The sequence below is a fragment of the Georgenia sp. SYP-B2076 genome (assembly GCF_003991205.1).
Classification (GTDB): Bacteria; Actinomycetota; Actinomycetes; order Actinomycetales; family Actinomycetaceae; genus Georgenia.
This window is the reverse complement of sequence record NZ_RXOZ01000017.1, coordinates 12,451-29,921: the sequence shown is the minus strand read 5'-3', so window position 1 is coordinate 29,921 and position 17,471 is coordinate 12,451. Positions and strand designations below refer to the sequence as shown.

The 17,471-nt window shown below is 73.8% G+C and carries 13 protein-coding genes; 8 read left to right on the top strand and 5 right to left on the bottom strand.

Annotated elements, in window-relative coordinates:
* Positions 1-608: 608 nt before the first annotated feature.
* Entirely contained in the window at positions 609-2,402 is a 1,794-nt protein-coding gene (gene metG / locus EJK16_RS09120) for a methionine--tRNA ligase (RefSeq protein ID WP_127128557.1), read from the top strand.
* Positions 2,403-2,404: 2 nt separating this feature from the next.
* Positions 2,405-3,346, top strand: a complete 942-nt coding sequence (locus EJK16_RS09115; protein ID WP_127128555.1) for a TatD family hydrolase — start codon at positions 2,405-2,407, stop codon at positions 3,344-3,346.
* A 71-nt stretch (positions 3,347-3,417) separates the two neighbouring features.
* Here the strand turns inward: EJK16_RS09115 and EJK16_RS09110 are convergent, their stop codons facing one another.
* Positions 3,418-4,212: an SDR family oxidoreductase gene (locus EJK16_RS09110; RefSeq protein WP_127128553.1), complete on the bottom strand. Its 795-nt coding sequence runs from the start codon at positions 4,210-4,212 to the stop codon at positions 3,418-3,420.
* Between the two features lie 320 nt (positions 4,213-4,532).
* Between EJK16_RS09110 and EJK16_RS09105 the strand changes: the two genes are divergently transcribed.
* The 5 genes from EJK16_RS09105 (at position 4,533) to EJK16_RS09085 (ending at position 11,875) form a co-directional block, all read left to right on the top strand.
* Complete coding sequence (locus EJK16_RS09105; RefSeq protein ID WP_205739680.1) at positions 4,533-5,663, top strand: G5 domain-containing protein; 1,131 nt, start codon at positions 4,533-4,535, stop codon at positions 5,661-5,663.
* Positions 5,664-6,209: 546 nt separating this feature from the next.
* The gene (locus EJK16_RS09100; protein ID WP_127128551.1) at positions 6,210-7,436 is read left to right on the top strand and encodes a resuscitation-promoting factor; all 1,227 of its coding nucleotides are present in this window, start codon (positions 6,210-6,212) and stop codon (positions 7,434-7,436) included.
* A gap of 223 nt (positions 7,437-7,659) precedes the next feature.
* Positions 7,660-8,616 carry a 16S rRNA (adenine(1518)-N(6)/adenine(1519)-N(6))-dimethyltransferase RsmA gene (rsmA, locus tag EJK16_RS09095; RefSeq protein ID WP_240645907.1) on the top strand — a complete coding sequence of 319 codons (957 nt, stop codon included), beginning with the start codon at positions 7,660-7,662 and terminating at the stop codon, positions 8,614-8,616.
* Positions 8,613-9,668 carry a 4-(cytidine 5'-diphospho)-2-C-methyl-D-erythritol kinase gene (gene ispE, locus EJK16_RS09090; protein ID WP_205739679.1) on the top strand — a complete coding sequence of 352 codons (1,056 nt, stop codon included), beginning with the start codon at positions 8,613-8,615 and terminating at the stop codon, positions 9,666-9,668. Before rsmA ends, ispE begins: the two co-directional genes overlap by 4 nt.
* Before the next feature lie 302 nt (positions 9,669-9,970).
* Complete coding sequence (locus tag EJK16_RS09085; RefSeq protein WP_127128547.1) at positions 9,971-11,875, top strand: ABC-F family ATP-binding cassette domain-containing protein; 1,905 nt, start codon at positions 9,971-9,973, stop codon at positions 11,873-11,875.
* Between the two features lie 103 nt (positions 11,876-11,978).
* Here the strand turns inward: EJK16_RS09085 and EJK16_RS09080 are convergent, their stop codons facing one another.
* Together EJK16_RS09080 and EJK16_RS09075 are read right to left on the bottom strand one after the other, a co-directional pair.
* Positions 11,979-12,566: a MarR family winged helix-turn-helix transcriptional regulator gene (locus EJK16_RS09080; RefSeq protein ID WP_127128545.1), complete on the bottom strand. Its 588-nt coding sequence runs from the start codon at positions 12,564-12,566 to the stop codon at positions 11,979-11,981.
* Positions 12,567-12,612: 46 nt separating this feature from the next.
* Positions 12,613-13,977 carry an asparagine synthase C-terminal domain-containing protein gene (locus tag EJK16_RS09075; RefSeq protein WP_164737253.1) on the bottom strand — a complete coding sequence of 455 codons (1,365 nt, stop codon included), beginning with the start codon at positions 13,975-13,977 and terminating at the stop codon, positions 12,613-12,615.
* A 237-nt stretch (positions 13,978-14,214) separates the two neighbouring features.
* Here EJK16_RS09075 and EJK16_RS09070 point away from each other — a divergent pair, with 237 nt between their 5' ends.
* A complete protein-coding gene (locus EJK16_RS09070) occupies positions 14,215-15,096 on the top strand; it encodes an LLM class F420-dependent oxidoreductase (RefSeq protein ID WP_127128541.1) in 882 nt (293 codons plus the stop codon).
* A gap of 118 nt (positions 15,097-15,214) precedes the next feature.
* Here the strand turns inward: EJK16_RS09070 and EJK16_RS09065 are convergent, their stop codons facing one another.
* Positions 15,215-16,417 (bottom strand): ABC transporter permease, encoded by a 1,203-nt coding sequence (locus EJK16_RS09065; RefSeq protein ID WP_127128539.1) that lies wholly within the window; start codon positions 16,415-16,417, stop codon positions 15,215-15,217.
* Positions 16,414-17,400, bottom strand: coding sequence for an ABC transporter ATP-binding protein (locus EJK16_RS09060; protein ID WP_127128537.1), 987 nt, complete (start codon positions 17,398-17,400; stop codon positions 16,414-16,416). The genes EJK16_RS09065 and EJK16_RS09060 overlap by 4 nt, the downstream gene beginning before the upstream one ends.
* Positions 17,401-17,471 lie beyond the last annotated feature (71 nt).

The following is a 17,471-nucleotide window of genomic DNA, read 5'->3' as shown; positions in this document are numbered from 1 at the left end:
GGCCGGGAACGTCATGGAGATCGATGGCCTGCAGCCCGACCAGGATCTCCTGGATCTGGGCCAGCCCGTCCTCGAGGGCTGCGGCCGGGGTGCGGTCCTCGAGGAGCGACATGTCCAGCACCTCCCCGCGGATTCCGATGGGTAAGCTTTCTGAACACAATCTATCGAACACCCGTACGACAGCGCAAGAGATTTCGCCCGGTGAATTAAATCTGTGGAAACGATGGCATCATCGCCACCTGTGGAAAGAATGGCAACATCGCCCTGTGGAAATAGTGCCCCGGGAAGAGGTGGCACTCATAAGTTCCCGCACGACTTAGCAAGAACGTCCGCCGCCTCGAGGAGGCGAACTGACACCGCCCGGCGGAGAAACGGCACGCACCGCCCGGCGGAGAAACGGCACGCACCGCCCGCGAAGAACGGCACGCACCGCCCGCGGAACGGCACGCACCGCCCCGCGCAGAAATGCGCGCACCGTCACGAGGAGGCAGACCCGCGCAGGACGTGAGGACAACACCGACGGGCGGAGAACGCGGTGCGGCCCACGCGTTGAGGTGGCCCGCGTCACGGCGCCCGGTTGGCGCCGCGGCGCCAACTACTCTTGCCCCATGACCCGCATCCTCTCCGCCGTGGCCTGGCCCTATGCCAACGGCCCGCGCCACATCGGCCACGTGGCCGGCTTCGGTGTGCCCTCCGACGTCTTCAGCCGCTACATGCGTATGGCCGGCCATGACGTCCTCATGGTGTCCGGCACCGATGAGCACGGCACGCCGATCCTGGTGGCCGCCGACGCGGCGGGCGTCAGCGCCAAGGAGTTCGCGGACAGGAACAACCGCCTCATCGTCGAGGACCTCGTCGCGCTCGGCCTGACCTACGACCTGTTCACGCGGACCACGACGCGCAACCACTACGCCGTCGTGCAGGAGATGTTCCGCACGGTGCGCGACAACGGCTACATGGTCGAGCAGAGCGCCCTCGCCGCGATCAGCCCGTCGACCGGGCGCACGCTGCCGGACCGCTACATCGAGGGCACGTGCCCCATCTGCGGGTACCCCGACGCCCGCGGGGACCAGTGCGACAACTGCGGCAACCAGCTCGACGCCACGGACCTGATCGACCCGCGCAGCAAGATCAACGGCGAGACCCCGACGTTCGTCGAGACGAACCACTACTTCCTGGACCTGCCGGCCCTGGCCACGGCGCTGGGCAAGTGGCTCGACGACCGCGCCGCGTCGGGCACGTGGCGGCCCAACGTCATCAAGTTCAGCCAGCACATCCTCGAGGAGATCAAGCCGCGTGCCATGACGCGCGACATCGACTGGGGCATCCCGGTCCCGGGATGGGAGGACCAGCCCACCAAGCGGCTGTACGTGTGGTTCGACGCCGTCGTCGGCTACCTCTCCGCCTCCATCGAGTGGGCCCGCCGCACCGGCGACCCGGAGGCGTGGCGGCAGTGGTGGAACGACCCCGAGGCCCTGTCCTACTACTTCATGGGCAAGGACAACATCGTCTTCCACTCCCAGATCTGGCCCGCGGAGATGCTCGCCTACAACGGCGAGGGTGACAAGGGCGGCGCCCCGGGCATCTACGGAACCCTCGACCTGCCCACCGAGGTCGTCTCGTCCGAGTTCCTCACCATGGAAGGCAAGCAGTTCTCCTCCTCGCGCGGCGTCGTCATCTACGTCCGCGACGTCCTCTCGCGCTACCAGCCGGACGCGCTGCGCTACTTCATCTCCGCCGCCGGCCCGGAGACGCAGGACTCGGACTTCACCTGGGCCGAGTTCGTGCGCCGCACCAACGGCGAGCTCGTCGCCGGCTGGGGCAACCTCGTCAACCGCACCGCGTCGATGATCGCCAAGAACTTCGGGGAGATCCCCGCGCCCGGCGACCTCGAGGAGATCGACACAGCCCTCCTCGAGTCCGTCCGCGGCGGGTTCGCCGCCGTCGGCGAGCTCATCGAGGGCCACCGCCAGCGCGCGGCGCTCGCCGAGGCGATGCGCCTGGTGGGGGAGGCGAACACCTACGTCACCCGCACCGAGCCCTTCAAGCTCAAGGCTCCCGAGCAGCGCGAGCGCCTCGCGACGGTGCTGCACACCCTCGCCCAGGCCGTCAGCGACCTCAACCTCATCCTCAGCCCGTTCCTGCCGCACTCGGCCAACGACGTGGACAAGGTCCTCGGCGGCGCCGGCCACGTCGCGCCCATGCCCCGGATCGAGGAGGTCGAGGACCTCGACGGCGGCGACCCGTATCCCGTCATCACGGGCGACTACCGCTCCGGCGCGCCGTGGGGCCCGCGCGCGGTGGTGCCCGGCACCCCGATCGCGAAGCCGACCCACGTGTTCACCAAGCTCGACGACGACGTCGTCGAGTCCGAGCTCGCCCGCCTCCGCGGCGAGGGCTGAGGGTGGGCAAGAAGAAGAGGCCACGGGGCTGGCCCACCCCGCCGGAGCCGCTCCCGGCGACGGTCGTGGACAACCACGCGCACTTCCCCGTGCTGGACGACGACGGTGGCCCGGTGGCGGACGACGACGTCGCCCTGCCGCCGGGCGAGGCACCGCTGTCCATGACGGCCCAGCTCGAGCGCGCCGCGCGGGCCGGGGTCGCGCGGGTGATCACGGTCGGCTGCGACGTGCCCTCGCTCGCGGGGTCGGTGGCGCTGGCCCACGCGCACCCCGAGGTGGCCGCCGCGCTGGCGATCCACCCCAACGAGGCGCCGCTGCACGCCGGTGTGCGGGAGATCGCCCCGGACGGCCTCGACCCGGCCGTGCGCGCGCACCACCGCCTGAGCCTGGACGAGGCCATCGCCCAGGTGGCCGACCTGGCCCGCGACGACCGCGTGGTGGCGGTGGGGGAGAGCGGCCTGGACCTCTTCCGCACCGGGGAGCAGGGCAGGGCTCACCAGGTGCGGGCCTTCCGCGCGCACATCGCCCTGGCCAAGGAGCTGGGCAAGCCCCTGCAGATCCACGACCGTGACGCGCACGCCGACGTCGTCGCCACGCTCCTGGCCGACGGTGCACCCGAGCGCACCGTGTTCCACTGCTTCTCCGGCGATGTCGACCTCGCGCGGACCTGCGCCGAGCACGGCTGGTACGCCTCCTTCGCCGGGCCCGTCACCTTCAAGGCGAACGACGTCCTGCGCGCCGCCCTGCGCGCCCTGCCGCCCGAGCTCGTGCTGGTGGAGACGGATGCCCCGTACCTGACCCCGCACCCGCATCGGGGCCAGCCCAACGCGCCGTACGTCATGCCGCTGACCGTGCGCACCATCGCCGAGCAGCTGGGTCGTCCCCTCGCGGACACGTGCGCGCTGCTCACCGCGAACACCGACGCGGTCTACGGCACCTGGTAGAGGGCGCTCCACGGCACCTGGTGAGTGGGCGTCGACGGCACCTGGCACGGGCCGCGGCCGGGCGGCGCCCGCTACCCGTCCTTCGGCTCGGTCTGGCGGGCGTGGAGCGCCGCCTTCGCCTGTTCCGACATGGCCTTCGACGTCGCGACCTGCGCGGTGTTCTTCACGGAGCCCGCGACGACGTGGTCCTTGCCCTCCATGAGCGCCTCGAAACCGTCCTTCGCGACCTCGGCCGGATCGTCCTTCTTGCCCTCGCCGACCTTGGTGTCCTCCATGCCCGCCCGCTCGAAGAACGCGGTGTCCGTGGGCCCGGGCATCAGCGACGTCACGGTCACCCCCGAGTCCTTGACCTCGTACCGGACGGCCTCCGCGAACGACTGCACGAAGGCCTTCGACGCCGCATACGTGGCGTAGTAGGGGCCGGGCATCGTCGCGGCGACCGACGCGGTGAACAGCAGGCGCCCCGCCCCGCGGGCGATCATCGCGGGCAGCACCAGCTTGGTCAGGTGCACGGTGGAGACGATGTTGAGACGCAGGAGATACAGGTCGTCCTCCCAGCGGGTCTCCGCGAACGCGCCGCCGACGCCGACGCCCGCGTTGAGGGCGATCGCGTCCACCGGCCGGCCCGCCGCGGCGATCTCGGCGGCCAGGAGGCCGACGCCGTCGTCGGTGGCCAGGTCCACCTGTACGCCCCGCACCGTCGTCCCCAGCCGGGCGAGGGTCTGCGCGGCCTCCGTGATGGCCGCGTCCTCCGCGCACACGAGGACGTCGAAGTCATGCGCGGCGAACTGCCGGGCCAGCCCGAGGCCGATGCCGCGGGAGGCGCCGGTGACGACGGCGAAGGGGGTGGTGGTCTCTGGTGCCATGGTGAGCTCCGGTGGGGTTGGCCACAGGACCGGCGCGTCGGTGCCCCGGTCTCGCTACCACGGTAGGTCTGGGCGCGAAGCGGGGCGCGGCGTGGGGATCTGCCGCGCCACCGTCGGCGGAGGGCCGGCGTCAGCGCCCGACGGCGCAGGTCGCGGGGGGTGCGTCCGGTAGCCCCTGAGGGCCTAGGGGAGTGCCTGGCTGCCGCCTGTGGACGGGGTGTGACGTCTGCGACATCTGTAGGGACAACTTCCGTCCAGATCACGGATCGGTTACGGTCGCTCGCGTACCGGTCTCCCCTCCCAGGCAGGACACCAACCTCGTGGCACGTCACAACACCGGGCGTCACAGTGCGCCGGAAGCAGCTGCAGCCCCCGATCTCGCAGTCCCTGCGCCCGGCACCCGTCGGGCCGCCCGCGCCCAGGCCGAGGCGGAGACGGTCCACCGGATCACCGGAACCGGCGCGCTCGGCCTGCCCTCGCCGGCCGTCCGCACGCTGCGGGTCGGCGTGCTCGGGGCCGTCATCGCGGGTACCGGTGCCTTCACGTTCTCCCAGGTCGCCGTCGACCAGGCGGACGCCTCCCAGGTCGACCTGAACGCCGCCGCCGAGTCCGGCACGCTGGCGCTGCGGTCGGGCGACGCGGCGTCCCGCTCCCAGATCGCCGGGCGCCTCGCCCTCGAGGCTGACGGCGCCCGCACCTTCTCCGTCGTCGCCGACGGCGCCACCCAGGACGTCACGAGCACGGCCCCCACGCTCGGCGAGGCGCTCGCCGAGGCCGGCGTCGTCGTCGGCGCCGACGACCTGGTGTCCGCGCCGCTCTCCGGTGGCGTGCCGGACGGCCGCGTCGAGATCACCCGGGTCACCACCCAGAACGTCACCGAGGAGGCCGTCGAGCAGTTCCAGACGGTTGAGAAGGAGGACCCCACGCTGGCCGAGGGCCAGCGCGAGGTCGAGACCAAGGGCGTGAACGGCGTCTCGTCGAACACCTACACGGTCAAGAAGGCCGGTGACCAGGAGGTCTCCCGCGAGCTGGTGGCCTCCGTCGTCGCGACCGTCAAGGCCGACGAGGTCGTGCGGGTGGGCACCAAGGCGGCCGTCGCCGAGCCGAGCGTCGAGGCGGCAGCTCCTGCCGGCGCCCTCGCCACCGCCAGCGGGGACCCGCGTTCGATCGGCCGCGAGCTGGCCGCCGCGCGGGGCTGGGGCGCGAGCCAGTTCCAGTGCCTGGACTCGCTGTGGACCAAGGAGTCCGGCTGGAACACCCACGCCGACAACCCCAGCTCCAGCGCCTACGGCATCCCGCAGGCGCTGCCCGGCAGCAAGATGGCCACCGTCGGCGCGGACTGGAGAACCAACCCCGCCACCCAGATCACCTGGGGCCTGAACTACATCTCCGGGCGCTACGGCACCCCCTGTGGCGCGTGGGGCCACTCCAAGAGCGTCGGCTGGTACTAGCCGACGCACGGTCTCCGGGCCGCGGCGGTCACCGGGCCTAGGGGGCGGCGCGTCGACGGCGGATGGTCGTCGCGCCGTCGACCTCGCGACCACGGCGCCGCCCCCAGGCCACAGCGGGGCACGCCACGCGGCGCGCCACCGACCGGGCGCACCAGCGCCGCCGCGCCACCGACCGGGCGCACCAGCGCCATCGCGCCACCGACCGGGCGCACCAGCGCCGCCGACGGGCGGCGACCCAGCTGCCGCCGAGTGCGGCCATCGAGCCGCACGTCGCGCTCGGCACCGGGCAGGGGGCCGTGCGGAGCGCGACGTGCTGGGTGAGTACCGACGGGCCGACGATGTCCAGCCGGATCGCCTGGACGGAAGATAACGAATCGGTTACAGTCGCTCGAGCTCGCCTCGGCGGGTCGAGGGCACTCGTGCCCATTTCTGACAGCCGGATCAGACTGTCCGCCGTGCGGCCCCCGTGGGGTGCCCCGCCTCGAGGCGTGCCTCGAGGTGCGTGCGACGGCGCTCTGTGCCCGGGTTGATCGTCGAAGGATCACCGTGAGCCGCTCCCACCCCTCCGCAGACCTGCAGCACGCCGACTCCGCCACGACCGCCCCGACCCCGTCCACCTCCAAGAAGCGCCGCCTCCGTTGGCTCGCACTGGGCATCGTCCCCGTGCTCGTAGCCGGGGGCGCAGCCACCGCCCAGGCGCACAAGAGCGTCGAGCTCGAGATCGACGGCCAGCGCCACGAGCTGAGCACCTTCGCCGGCTCCGTGGACGGCCTGCTCGACGAGCAGGGCATCACCATCGGCGAGCACGACCTCCTCGTGCCCGCGTCCGGCACGTCCCTGGCCGACGGCGCCGACGTCGTCGTGCGCACCGGCCGGCAGGTCACCGTGGAGGTCAACGGTGAGCCGCAGAAGATCTGGACGACCGCGCTGACCTCCGGCGAGGTCGTCAACTCCATGTACGAGACGGGCCGGGCGGTCACCGTCGCCGCCTCGCGCTCGCTCTCCGGGGGCCGTGAGGCCCTCGACATGCCGCTCGTCGTCGACGGCGCCGCGGACGTGGTCGCCGACGGCACCACGACCCGGGTGCAGCTGGCGGGCACCGCGTACGTCCCCGACGCCCTCGAGGCGGCCGGCGTGGAGACCTCCGCCACCGACCGTGTGGCGATCCACCCGGGTGACGACGCCACCCCCCAGGTCGTCGTCACGCGCGTGGTCCACGGCGAGCGCACCGAGACCGAGCCCGTCGGCTTCGCCACGGTCGAGCGGCAGGCCGACACCCTGTACAAGGGGCAGACGGACGTCATCCAGGAGGGTGCGGCCGGCGTGCTGACCCGCACGTTCTCGACCGTGACCGAGGACGGGGTCGAGGTCCAGGCGGAGAAGACCGGCGAAGCGGTCACGACCGCGCCCGTGGACCGGATCGTCGCCGTCGGGACGAAGGAGCGTCCGGCACCCAAGCCGGCGCCCAAGGCCCCCTCCGCGCCCGCGGCCCGTTCCTCAGCCGCCCCGGCGCCCGCGCCGGCCCCGGCCTCCGGTGACGTCTGGGCCAGGCTGGCCCAGTGCGAGTCCGGCGGGAACCCGGCGGCCGTGAGCGCCAACGGCCTCTACCACGGCCTGTACCAGTTCTCGGTGAGCACCTGGAAGGCGATGGGTGGCTCCGGGCTGCCCTCCCAGGCCTCGGCCGGCGAGCAGACCCAGCGCGCCCAGGCCCTCCAGGCCCGCTCTGGCTGGGGCCAGTGGCCGGCCTGCTCCAAGAAGCTTGGCCTGCGCTGATTCACCGCGGCGCGCGCCCGTTCCTGCGCTGACCCCCGGCGCCCGCCCCCGCCTCTCCCGCCACGGGAGGAGCGGGGGCGGCGCACGTTCCGGCCCTCGCGCCGTCGCGCCGTCGCGCTGTCGCGCCGTCGTGCCGTGCCCAGCGGCCGGCGATGCCCGTGAGCGGCGGACGCGGCTCGGGGGCCGCGCGGTCCAGGGCGGGGGCCACAGTAGGCTCGAGGACGTGATCCCCGTCGAAGACCCCGTCAGCGGGCGCGTCGCCACTGGCCTGCTCGGCGCGGCCGAGGTCCGGCGAATCGCCGAGGCCCTCGGCGTGCGGCCCACCAAGACCCTCGGCCAGAACTTCGTGCACGACGCCGGGACGGTCCGCCGTATCGCGCGCGCGGCCGGCGTGGGCGCGGACGACGTCGTCCTCGAGGTCGGACCGGGGCTGGGCTCCCTCACCCTCGCGCTGCTGGAGACCGGCGCCCGCGTCGTCGCCGTGGAGATCGACCCGCCGCTGGCCGCGGCCCTGCCGGCGACCGTAGCCGGCCGCCTGCCGGACGCCACCGGCCGCCTCGCGGTGCTGCGCGCGGACGCGATGACCATCGCCGGCCCGGGCGACCTTCCCGTGCCGGCGGGAGCGGCGGACGCCGGCTCCGCCGTCGCCCCGACGAAGCTCGTGGCCAACCTGCCGTACAACGTGGCCGTGCCCGTGCTGCTCACCCTGCTGGAGAACCTCCCGAGCCTGCGCCAGGTGCTGGTGATGGTGCAGTCCGAGGTCGCCGACCGGCTGGCCGCGCCGCCCGGCTCGCGCACCTACGGCATCCCGTCGGCCAAGGCGGCCTGGTACGCGGAGGCCTCCAGGGCCGGCACGGTCTCGCGCTCGGTGTTCTGGCCCGTGCCCAACGTCGACTCGGCGCTGGTGCGGCTGACCCGGCGGGAACCGCCCGCGACGTCGGCGACGCGCGAGGAGGTCTTCGCCGTGGTCGACGCCGCCTTCGCGCAGCGCCGCAAGACGCTGCGCTCCGCGCTGGCCACCTGGGCCGGCTCGCCGGCGGCCGCGGAGACCGCCTTGCGGGCGGCCGGGGTGGACCCGTCGCTGCGGGGGGAGCGCCTGGACATCGCGGACTTCGCCCGGATCGCGGAGCACGGCACCGGACTGCCGGGCGCGCCGGTCTCTGGCACGCTGGAGGAGTGACGACCCTTCCCCCGCACCGGGCGGTGCACGTGCGCGCGCCCGGCAAGATCAACCTGGCGCTGCGGGCGGGCGCGCCCCGCCCGGACGGGTACCACCCGCTCGCCACCGTTTTCCAGGCCGTCTCCCTGTACGAGGACGTGGTGGCCCGCCCGGCGGAGGACATCACGCTCGAGATCCACGGCCGCGGCGCCGACCTGCCGACCGACGGGACCAACCTCGCCGTGCGGGCGGCCACGCTGCTGCGCGAGACCAGCGGCACCGCCGCCGGCGTCCACCTGAGCCTGACGAAGCAGGTGCCGGTCGCCGGCGGTATGGCTGGCGGGTCGGCGGACGCCGCCGCCACGCTGCTGGCCTGCGACCAGCTCTGGGGCACCGGCCTGGACCGCGAGGAGCTCGCCGAGCTGGCCGCCGAGCTCGGCGCGGACGTCCCCTTCGCGCTGACGGGGATGTCGGCCATGGGCACCGGCCGCGGGGACGTGCTCGCCCCCGTGATGAGCCGCGGGCAGTATCACTGGGTCCTCGCCGTCCAGGAGTGGGGTCTGTCCACCCCCGAGGTGTTCCGCACCCTCGACGCGCTCCGCGGGCATGACGCCTGGGCGGGCGCGCCGGCCTCCGCCCCCCGGGGCATCCGGCCCCGGTCCGGCGCGGGCGCGGCCGGCGTGACAGGCGGTGCGGCGACCGGCGCGGCGACGGGCGCCGCCTCCGCCGCGCCCGCCCTCCCGGCTGTCGACTCCGGCGACGAGCTCGTCGGGGCCCTGCTCTCCGCGGACCCGCTCGTCCTCGCGCGGCACCTCCACAACGACCTCGAGGAGGCCGCGCTGGAGCTGCGTCCCGAGCTCGGCGACGTCCTCGCCGCCGCGGACCGCGCCGGGGCCCTGGCCGCCCTCGTCTCCGGCTCCGGTCCCACGGTGGCCGCGCTGGCGCTGGACGCCGTGCACGCGACGAGCGTGGCGGGCGTGATGCGCGCGGCCGACGTCGCCGCCGAGATCTTGACCGTCACCGGCCCGGTCCCCGGCGCCCGGGTCATCGAGCACGTCCAGGGCCGCCGGTAGGGCGGGCATGACGCCGCGGTCCGGACGCGGCCGCGGGTCCGTTCCGGCGCCGCCCCAGCGCGGGGCTTTGCCTCAGAATTCTGAAAGTTGCCCCACGACTGGGTCGAATGAGGCGCTCTCGCGTCAGACGAGCGTCTCACCTGCCGCTCCAGCACCATTCCTGGGGCAATCGCCCGTGCCTGCGCCCGTGCCCGTGCCCGTGCCCGCCAGGTTCGCCCGGCCGCCACGGCCTGCGAAACTAGGACCGTGCCCCACATGACCAGACCCGCCGACCGCCCGTCGCCAGAACGGGGGGTGCGCTGATGGCGCACCTCCTGGGGGCGGAGGGCCTGCGCCTCGTCGTCGGCTCCCGCCCGCTCTTCGACGACATCACCCTCGGCCTGGACGACGGGATGCGCGTGGGCGTGCTGGGCCGCAACGGCGCCGGGAAGTCCACGCTTCTGAAGATCCTCGCCGGCCTGGTCGAGCCCGACGGCGGCCGCGTCACCCGCGCGGGGGGCACCCGCGTCGTCGTCCTCGACCAGTCCGATGCGCTCCCCGCGGGCGCCACCGTGCTTGACATCGTCCACCCCGGCGTCCCCGAGCACGTCTGGGCTTCCCAGCCCGCCGTGCGGGACATCCACGCCGGCCTGCTCGCCGATGTCAGCCTCGACGCGGACGTCGCCACCCTCTCGGGCGGCCAGCGGCGCCGTGTCGCGCTCGCCGGCGTGCTCACGGACGAGGCCGAGATCCTCATTCTCGACGAGCCCACGAACCACCTCGACGTCGAGGGCGTCGACTGGCTCGCGCGCCACCTGCAGGGCCGGTTCGCCAGCGGCCGCGGGGCGGGCGCGCTCGTCGTCGTCACCCACGACCGCTGGTTCCTCGACGCCGTGTGCACGCGCGTGTGGGAGGTCGTCCCCGGCAACGACGGAGTCGGGGGTCGCGCGCCGGTGGGCGGCCACGTCGAGATGTACGACGGCGGTTACGCCGCCTACGTCCTCGCCCGCGCCGAACGCACCCGCACCGCCGCGGTCACGGAGGAGAAGCGCAACAACCTGCTGCGTAAGGAGCTCGCCTGGTTGCGCCGCGGCGCCCCGGCGCGCACCTCCAAGCCGAAGTTCCGCCTCGACGCCGCCGCCGAGCTCATCGCGGACGAGCCCCCGCCGCGCGACCCGCTCGAGCTGACCAAGCTCGCCACCGCGCGCCTGGGCAAGGACGTCCTCGACCTCGAGGACGTCACCGTCACCTACCCGCTGCGCCCGGGCGAGGTCGCGGACGCAGGTGCGGACCCGGCCGGTGACGGCACCCGCACCGTGCTCGACCACGTGACGTGGCGCCTCGCGCCGGGGGAGCGCGTGGGCGTCGTCGGCGTCAACGGCGCCGGCAAGTCCACGATGCTGCGCCTGCTCGCCGGCACCCAGCAGCCCACCTCCGGCCGGGTCAAGCGCGGCAAGACCGTCCAGGTCTCCCAGCTGTCCCAGGAGACCCGCGAGCTCGACGACGTCGCCCACCTGCGCGTCATCGAGGCCGTCGAGGAGGTCAGGGGCCGGGTAGAGGTGGGTGGGAAGGAGCTCACCGCCGGTCAGCTCGTCGAACGTCTCGGCTTCACCCGGGAGCGGGCCTTCACACCCGTCGCGGACCTCTCCGGCGGCGAGCGCCGCCGCCTGCAGCTGCTGCGCCTCCTCGTCGCCGAGCCCAACGTGCTGCTCCTGGACGAGCCCACCAACGACCTCGACACCGACACCCTCGCCGCCGTCGAGGACCTCCTGGACGGCTGGCCCGGCACCCTCGTGGTCGTCTCGCACGACCGGTACCTGCTCGAGCGCGTCACCGACCACCAGGTGGCGCTGCTCGGGGACGGCAAGGTGCGCGGCCTGCCCGGCGGCATCGACCAGTACCTCGAGCTGCGCGGCGCCCGCGAGGCGGCGGCATCGGAGGGCGCCCCGGCGCCCGCGGCGCCGTCGTCGGGGACCGGGCGGGACGCGACGCCCGCCGGGGCCGGCGAGCAGCGCGTCGCCAAGAAGGAGATGGCCAGACTCGAGCGTCAGCTGGCCAAGCTCAGCGCACGCATCGAGGCCGTCCACGCCGAGCTCGCCGCGGCCTCGGCCGACCCCGCCCGCCTGAGCGAGCTGACCGGCCTCGCGGGGCAGGCGCGTGACCTGGAGGACGAGCACGCCGCGCTCGAGGGGGAGTGGCTCGACGCCGCGGAGCTCGCAGAAGGCTGACGGCGGCCCGCGCCCGGTGGCCGAGGCCGCTCGGACCCGATGCGGCGGCAGCCGCTCGGAAGCGGGCGGGAAGCCGCTCGGACTCGTTCGGTCTCGGAGTCGCTCAGACCTGGTCGAAGGGCAGCAGCAGGGTCCGGAGCAGGTCGCGCAGCTGCACGCGCTCGGTTGGGGTGAGCGTGGTGAGGAGGTCACGCTCGGAGCTGAGCAGCGCGGACATCGCGGCGTCGACCCGCGCCTTGCCCTCGGCCGTGAGCCTGACCTTGACCACCCGCCGGTCGGCGGCGTCCCCGGAGCGGACCACGAGGCCGTGCGCGACCATGCGGTCGATCCGGTTGGTCATCGTGCCCGACGAGACGAGGGTCTCGGCGATCAGGCGACCGGGCGTGAGCTCGTAGGGCTCGCCGGCCCGGCGCAGCGCGGAGAGCACGTCGAACTCCCAGGTCTCGACGCCGTGCTCGGCGAACGCGTCGCGCCGGGCCAGGTCGAGGTGTCGGGCCAGGCGCGAGACGCGGGAGAAGATGTGCAGCGGCATGGGGTGCAGGTCGGGGCGTTCGCGCTGCCAGGCGGCGACGATCCGGTCGACCTCGTCCTCCGGGCGGCCGGGCTTCTCGCCGGCAGTCCCGCGCGCACGAGCGGGCACCGCCCGCTCGTGGGGCCCGGGCCGTGGCCCGGCGGGCTGCGCTGCGTTCATCCCCCGAGATTACTCGACATCAAGATATCTTCGGGGCGGCGCCCGCTCATCGTCGGCGGGCGTGCCGGCCCCCTCGCGCCGCCGGTGCGACCAGCGTCGTCGCGGCGGCCGCCGCGGCCTGGTCGGCGGCCTTGAGGTTGATCTCCAGGCCGACGAGCCGGGTCACCACCGAGTCGCTCTGCGGCGCGCCCCCTCCCGGCAGCGCGGCCCGCACGTCGGTCCAGCCGATCACCCCCCGGGCGGCGAGGTCGGCGATGTTCTCCTCGACCAGGTCACGCAAGGGGCCCGGCTCCCGGTACCGCTTCCTGATGGCGGCGTTCGCGCCCCGCCCGGGCAGTGCCTCCCCGGGGGCCGGCCTGGCCCCGGGCATCGTCCGTCTGGCGCGCTGCCTGAGGTGGCGGGCGGTCCGGACCCACCGCGACTCGACGACGGCGCCGCCGTGGAGCTTCGTCGTGGGCAGCGAGAAGAGGGCCGGGAAAGCCTGCTTCTGGATCTCGCGGTAGAGGTACTGGTCCTGGCGGTAGCGCACGGGGGCGCTGAGGATGAAGTCGAGCCAGGGCCCGGCGAGGAAGGGCGTGCGGACGGTGAAGTCGGGCAGGATCCTCGTCATGGTGTAGCACCGCTGACGGATGCCGACCATGAGCTGGTCGGGGTAGGCCAGCACCTCCGGGCTGCAGAAGGGCGCGTCGGGGAGGGCGGCGTGCGGCTCGAAGCCGGGGGAGGTCAGCCACCGGTACTGGGGTCCGTGGTGGAACGCCAGGAACGCCTCGATCGCGGAGGGCCAGTCCCAGACCTCCCCCTCCCGGGGCGCCATGAACCCGCCGATAACGTCGCCGCTCAGCCCGTCCCAGAACGTGTTGTCCTTCCCGATCCTGTGGTGCAGCACGTAGCTGAGGTACCGCTGCCCGACGGGCGCCGGCATCGGCACCCGCCTCGCGAGCACGGAGTCCACGAGCCCCTGCGTCGTCCACTCCACGGCACTCGACTCGAGCACCTCGTGCCGGACCCCGGCTTCCTTGGCCACCATCGCCGCGAAGTCGAAGTCCTGCTCGCCGGGCAGCCCGAAGGTGGCCGCGACGATCTCCGACCTGTCGAACACCTCGAGCAGGGAGGCGAGGATGGTGCGCGAGTCGAGCCCGCCGCTGAGGAAGACGACCTGCTCGCCGGTGCCCGGACCCTGCGCGGCGCACTCGGCCACGGCGGCCCTCAGGGCGCGGACGCCCTCGTCGACCAGGTCCGCCAGGGTCACGTCGTCGACGCCCCGCCGCGGCCGCCGTGACCATCGCGAGAGCAGCTCCAGCGGGTCCTCGGCGTCGTAGCGCGGCACGAACCCGAAGGCGAGGTACTGCTCGAGGGTGGCCCCCTCGAGGGCCACGGGGACGGGGCGGGCAGGTCCCGGCTGGTCTGTCATGACGCACTCCCTCGTGCAGGTCAACGACATGGTGGGGGGACGCTACCGGCGACGCTGCCCGCGCGTCCGCGTTTCGAGGTCGCGTTTCGGGTTTTCCGTGACGGGATGAGGCACGTGACCTTGCGCCGCCCGGACGACGCGCCGGCCGCCGGGTCGCCCCGCCCGGATGGAGCGCCGCCTCGGGAGCGCGCGTAGCGTCGTCCCCGGACCGGGTGCCGGCGGGAGGGAAGCGACGTCATGAAGGTGGGCCTGCACATCGTCAGCTTCTCGCTGCCCGGCGGCCCGCCCGCCATCGCGCCGACCCTGGCCGACGTGGCACGCACGGCGGAGGAGGCCGGCGTCACCAACCTCTCCGTGATGGACCACTACCTCCAGATCCCGGGCGCCGGCACGGTCGAGGAGCCCATGCTGGAGGGCTACACCACCCTCGGCTACCTCGCCGCGCTCACCCGGGACGTCGAGCTCCAGCTGCTGGTCACCGGGGTGACGTACCGGCACCCGGGCCTGCTCGCCAAGATCGTCTCGACGCTGGACGTCCTGTCCGGGGGCCGCGCCGTGCTCGGGATCGGGGCGGCGTGGAACGAGCAGGAGCACCGCGCGCTGGGGGTGCCGTTCCCGCCGGTGGCCGAGCGGTTCGAGCGGCTCGAGGAGACGCTGCAGATCGTCCGGCAGATGTGGGGCGACGACGACGGCCCGTACGACGGCCGCCACTACCACCTCGCGGCGACGCTCAACTCCCCGCAGCCGCTGCGCCGGCCGCCGATCATGATCGGCGGCGGCGGGGAGCGCAAGACCCTGCGCCTGGTCGCCCGCTACGCCGACGCGTGCAACATCTTCGCCGGGCCGCAGATCGGCATCGAGAAGACCCGGGCGAAGCTCGAGGTCCTGCGCGCGCACTGCGACCGCGAGGGCACCGACTACGAGCGCATCCGCAAGACCATCCTCTGGGTCGGCCCGGTCGCCCTGGAGGCGCGGGACGCGGAGGCGTTCGCCGCCGAGATGGCCGGCTACGCGGCGCTGGGGGTCTCCGAGGTCCACTTCATGCCCTCGGGCCCCGACCCCGTCGACTACGCCCGCCGGGTCGGCGAGCACGTCGTCGGGCGCATCCGGGACCTGTGACCCGGCGGCGCGCCAGCATCGCGCGCGCCGCCTCGGCCGCCGCCCCGCGCGGGACGGCGGGCGAGGCGACGCGCGGCTGCTCACCCTCGCAGGACGGCGGGCGAGCGGGCCCGCCCGCTCAGCCCCGCAGGGCGTCGGCCAGCTTCATGCGGCCGCCCGTGTGGAGCACGCCGCGCTGGTACACGCGCGCCGCGACCCAGACGAGGATCGGGATGGTCACCAGCGCGACGGCGATGGCCAGGGGCATCTCCCACGGCGCCAGGGCGCCGAACGCGTTGCGCACCGGCATCATGAACGGCGAGAAGACCGGGACCTGCGACAGGATCTTGACCAGCGTGCCGTCGGGGTTGCTGGGCACCATGAACATGGTCACGTAGTACGGGATGAAGAGCAGGAACATCAGCGGCGTGGTCACCGAGCCGATGTCCTCCTGCCGCGAGACCAGGGCCGCGAAGCCGCCGAAGAGCAGCGCGAAGACCGCGTACCCGAGCAGGAACCACACGACGAGCATCGCCAGGGCGCTGCCGATGCTGACCTCGATGCCCTCCGTCAGGCCGAGCGCCGTCACGGCGACGGCGAGCGCGCCGCCGATCACCACCACCTGGAAGAGCCCGTAGATCCCGATGCCGAGGATCTTCCCGGCGAGCAGCTGGGTCGGCTTGATGGTCGCGAGCAGGATCTCGACCACCCGGGACGTCTTCTCCTCGACGACACCCATGGCGATCAGCGAACCGGACCCGATCAGTGCGAACAGCAGCAGCGAGATCATCGCCATGGCGACGCCGTAGGCCGCGCCGTCGAACCGGTCGGCCTGGGCGTCCTCGATGCTGTCGACCTGCGGGGCGGCACCCGCCAGGGCCTGGCCGAAGGCGTCCGGGTCGCCGCCCAGCGCGCCGACCTGGTCCGCGACCACGAAGGAGCGCACCGCGTCCGTGACGACGGCGAGCAGCTGGGCGTCGGGCTCGGCCGCGACGAGCATGCTTGGCGACGACGGGTCGCCGGCGAGGAACGCGTCCAGCGTGGGGTCCTCCTCGGCGAGGGCGGCCTCGGCCTGCTCGGCCGTCATGGTGGCTAGCTCCACGGTGAGGCCCTGCTGCGCCGCGGCGGCCTCGAGGTCCGGGCGCAGGGCCGCGACGCTCTGCTCGACCGCCACGTGGCTCACCGCCGGCTCGGCGTCACGGTCCAGGAAGTAGTTCGCCACGAACGCGCCGACGATGACCACGCCGAGCATGACGGCGAGGGAGATGATGTTGGCCTTGGTGAGCATCCGCGTCCTGACCTCGCGGCCCGCGACCAGCCAGATCGTGCCGAGGGCGCTCATGCCGCCACCTTCGCTCCGGCGCGGCCTGGCCGGCCCTGCGCCTCGTCGGCCCCCGCGCCGCCGTCCTCGCCCGAGGCGACGACGTGCCGGAACAGGTCGGTCAGGGACGGGCGCACGGGGGAGAACTCGCGGACGGCGCCCAGGGTCAGGACGTCGGCGAGCAGGCGCTGCTCCACGCCCGGCGTCCCGCCGTCCACCTCGACCAGGACGGCGCCCGGGCGCCCGGGCGCGGGTGTCACCCGGGCGCCCGGCACGCCCGCCGCCCACGCCAGGACGGTGTCCTGGTCGGCGTCGACGTCGAGGAGCCAGCGGGGGTGCTCGGTGGTTCGCAGCTCGTCGATCGTGCCGAGGGCCTCCATCTGGCCGGCGCGCACGATGCCGACGCGGTCGCACAGCCGCTCGACGAGGTCGAGCTGGTGGGAGGAGAAGATGACCGGCACGCCGGCGGCGGCGCGCTCGCGCAGGACGGCGCTCATGACGTCGACGGCGACGGGGTCCAGGCCCGAGAAGGGCTCGTCGAGCACGAGGATGGCCGGGTCGTGCGTCAGGGCCGCGGCCAGCTGGACGCGCTGCTGGTTGCCGAGCGAGAGCTTCTCGACGTTGTCGCCGCGGCGCGCCCCGACCCCGAGCCGGTCGGTCCAGTGCTCCGTGGCCCGGCGCGCGTCGGAGGGGGACATCCCGTGGAGGCGGGCGAGGTAGGAGAGCTGGTCGCCGACCTTCATCTTGGGGTAGAGCCCCCGCTCCTCGGGCATGTACCCGACCCGGCGGCGGGTCTCGAGGTCGAGCGCGGCGCCGTCCCAGCGCACCTGGCCCGAGTCCGCGGCGAGCACGCCGAGCATGATGCGCATGGTGGTGGTCTTGCCGGCGCCGTTGGAGCCGACGAAGCCGAAGATCTCGCCGGCGCGCACGTCGAAGGTCATCTCGCGCAACGCGCGCAGGCTGCCGTAGGACTTGTTGAGATGGTCGATCTCGAGCGCGCTCATGCGCCTCCTCCTGCGGGTCACCACTCGGAGGCATCCCGAGCGGAAACGGACGTAGATGTCCGCGCAAGGTA